The organism is Pseudomonas sp. GL-B-12, from assembly GCF_019955895.1.
Lineage (GTDB): Bacteria > Pseudomonadota > Gammaproteobacteria > Pseudomonadales > Pseudomonadaceae > Aquipseudomonas.
Genome location: NZ_JAHBCX010000078.1, coordinates 1 through 2,904, shown reverse-complemented (window position 1 = coordinate 2,904; position 2,904 = coordinate 1). Strand labels below are relative to the sequence as shown.

Genomic DNA, 2,904 nt, shown 5'->3' with positions numbered 1-2,904 from the left:
GGGTCGGCGAACAGGCTGAATTCGGCGTACTGGCCGATGAATTTTTCCGCGCCGATGTCGAGGTCGCTGGCGGTGAATTCGATGCGGTAGAGGTAGGGTTGGCTAAGGTGCTCATGGCCCTCGAAGGCGAGGACGTCGAGGTGGGTGTCGAGCTGGTCGATCTTGAGTGTGTGGCGGTTGCGGCCGAAGACAGGGTTCATGCTCGGCCCTCAGGTGCAACGACTGAAGGTCCGTCGGTGAATTGCAGCGTGATGCCCTCCTCTTCACTAAAGCCCAGGGTCACGCCAAGGGTTTTGTATTTGGCGGCCTGACGCTGCAGCAGCTGTTGGCTGAGGACCGGCAGAATCTGCTGGTTGAGCAGGCTGTCGATGTTGCGCGCACCGGTGTCGGGCAGCAGGCAGGCGGCGACCAATGCATCGTGCAGGCCATCCTCAATCAGGCAGGCCAGGCCGTAATGGCTGTGCAGGCGACTGGCGACCTTGGCAAGTTTCAGGGCGACGATATGCTTGAGCGCGTCGGCCAGCAGCGGGCGGTAGATCAGGGTCTGGAAGCGGGCGAGCAACGCCGGCTGGAAGTGCTCGCGCAGCAGCGGTCGCAGCCATTCGTGCAAGTCGCTGTCGCTGGCTTCGGGCTGTTCGCGCAGACCGTTTTGCAGCTCATCGCTGCCAAGGTTGGAGGTCATCAGGATGACAGTGTTGCGGAAGTCGATTTCGCGTCCTTCGCCATCACGCATGAAGCCGCGGTCGAACACCTGGTAGAACAGGTTGAGCACGTCGCGGTGGGCCTTTTCCACTTCATCCAGCAGCACCACGCTATAGGGCCGCTGGCGCACCGCTTCGGTGAGCACGCCGCCCTGGCCGTAACCGACGTAACCCGGTGGCGAGCCCTTGAGCTGGCTGACGGTGTGGGCTTCCTGGTACTCGGACAGGTTGAGGGTGATCAGGGATTTTTCGCCACCGAACAGGCAGTCCGCCAGCGCCAGGGCGGTTTCGGTCTTGCCGACGCCGCTGGTGCCCACCAACAGGAATACCCCCAACGGCGCCTGCTCTTCGGTCAAGCCGGTCTTGGCTGCGCGCAGGTGCTGGGCCAAGGCACCGAGGGCAGATTCCTGGCCAATCACCCGCTCGCCGAGTTGCCATTCCAGAGTCAGCAGGCTGGCTTGTTCGTCCTTGAGCAAACTGCCCAGGGGCACGCCGGTCCAGTCGGCGATGACTTCCGCAACACTGCGTGCATCGACGTCCAGGGACAGCATTGGCTGGCTGCCCTGGGCCCGCAGCAATTGCTCCTGCAGTTTCGCGCAGAGGTCGCTGCGGGCCGGTTCGGCCTGACGCGCATCGAGCAATTGTCGGGTCAGGTCAAGTTCATAGCGGTACTGGCACAGCAAGTCGTCCTGCTGTTGTTGCATCTCGACCTGCTGCCCGGCGATCAGCGTCAATCGTTCGCTCAAGTCGCTGCCATTGAGTTGCACATCCTGTTCCAGTGCGCGCCGCTCCAGCTCCAGCGCGGCATGCCGGGCCTTGAGCCGCACCAGTGCCTGGGGCTCGCAGTCGAGGCTCATGCGCACCCGCGCGCTGGCGGTGTCGAGCAGGTCGACGGCCTTGTCCGGCAGCTGGCGGCCCGTGAGGTAGCGCCGCGACAGGCTGACCGCGGCCTGCACCGCCGCGTCCTGAATGTGCACGCCGTGATGGCTGGCGTAACGCGCCTTGAGGCCACGCAGCATCAGGCAGGCGCTGGCATCGTCCGGCTCGTCGACCTTGACCATCTGAAAGCGCCGCTCCAGGGCGGCATCGCGCTCGAAGTACTGTTTGTATTCGCTCCAGGTGGTCGCGGCGATGGTGCGCAATTCGCCTCGCGCGAGGGCCGGCTTGAGCAGATTCGCCGCATCCGCCCCGCCCGCCTGGTTACCGGCGCCGATCAGGGTGTGAGCCTCGTCGATGAACAGCAGCACCGGGTTGGCCGACTGCTGCACGGCGTCGATGACGTTTTTCAGGCGTTGTTCGAATTCGCCTTTTACCCCGGCGCCTGCTTGCAGCAGGCCAAGGTCCAGGGTGCGCACGCTGACTGCCTTGAGGCTGTCGGGCACGTTGCCATCGGCAATGCGCAGGGCCAGGCCTTCGACCAGCGCGGTCTTGCCGACGCCGGGCTCGCCGACGAGGATCGGGTTGTTCTTGCGCCGCCGGCTGAGGATGTCGATGACCTGGCGGATTTCATCGTCACGCCCGAACACCGGGTCGATCTGCCCGGACTTCGCCTTGGCTGTGATGTCCTGAGTGAATTTGTCGAGCACCGCTTGCATGGCATCGTGGCTGGCGCCAACCTGGAGTGGAGTCACCATGGGTTGATCCAGTGCCTTGTCCTGCTGTACCTGTGATCGTTCCTCGGAGTGCTGATCGAGCAACGTATCCAATTGCTGCAACTGAGTCGAACTGAGACTCAGCAATGGCAAGGCCGCTTCGCACGCCAACAGCTCCGGATTTTCCAGCAAGGCGCCGAGCAGGTGGACGGAACGCACGCTGTCATGGCCGTCCAGGGACGCTCGCAGCCAGGCGTTCTCGATCAGCTTGTGCAACCGGCCGCACAACTGCGGCTTGCCCTGCACGCTGCGCGGCAGCATGTCGAGATGGTCGAGCAAGCCGCGCCACAGCACATCCATGTCCCACTCATGGCGACGCGCGATAAGGGTCAGGTCGCCCTCGCCCAGCTCCAGCAACTTGAGCAGCCAGTGTTCGATGCTGATCCGTCCATGGGCTCGGCTTTGACACAGAGACGCCGCCGCGCTGAGCGCCTGGGCGCAATAAGGGTTGAGGCGACGAAGCAGGCGCGTGGAGGTGTGGGTCATGGCGATACGTCCTTGTGCCTGTCTCTTATACACATCTGACGCTGCCGACGAATTAGACTTATACA

The 2,904-nt window shown here is 63.6% G+C and carries 2 protein-coding genes; both read right to left on the bottom strand.

From position 1 onward, the window contains the following. Window positions 1–200, bottom strand: a 200-nt coding sequence (locus KGA85_RS29425; protein WP_223453506.1) for a hypothetical protein, incomplete at its 3' end; no start/stop codon positions are given. Then, entirely contained in the window at window positions 197–2,839 is a 2,643-nt protein-coding gene (gene tssH / locus KGA85_RS29420; RefSeq protein WP_223543593.1) for a type VI secretion system ATPase TssH, read from the bottom strand. The genes tssH and KGA85_RS29425, both read right to left, overlap by 4 nt. Window positions 2,840–2,904: the final 65 nt, after the last annotated feature.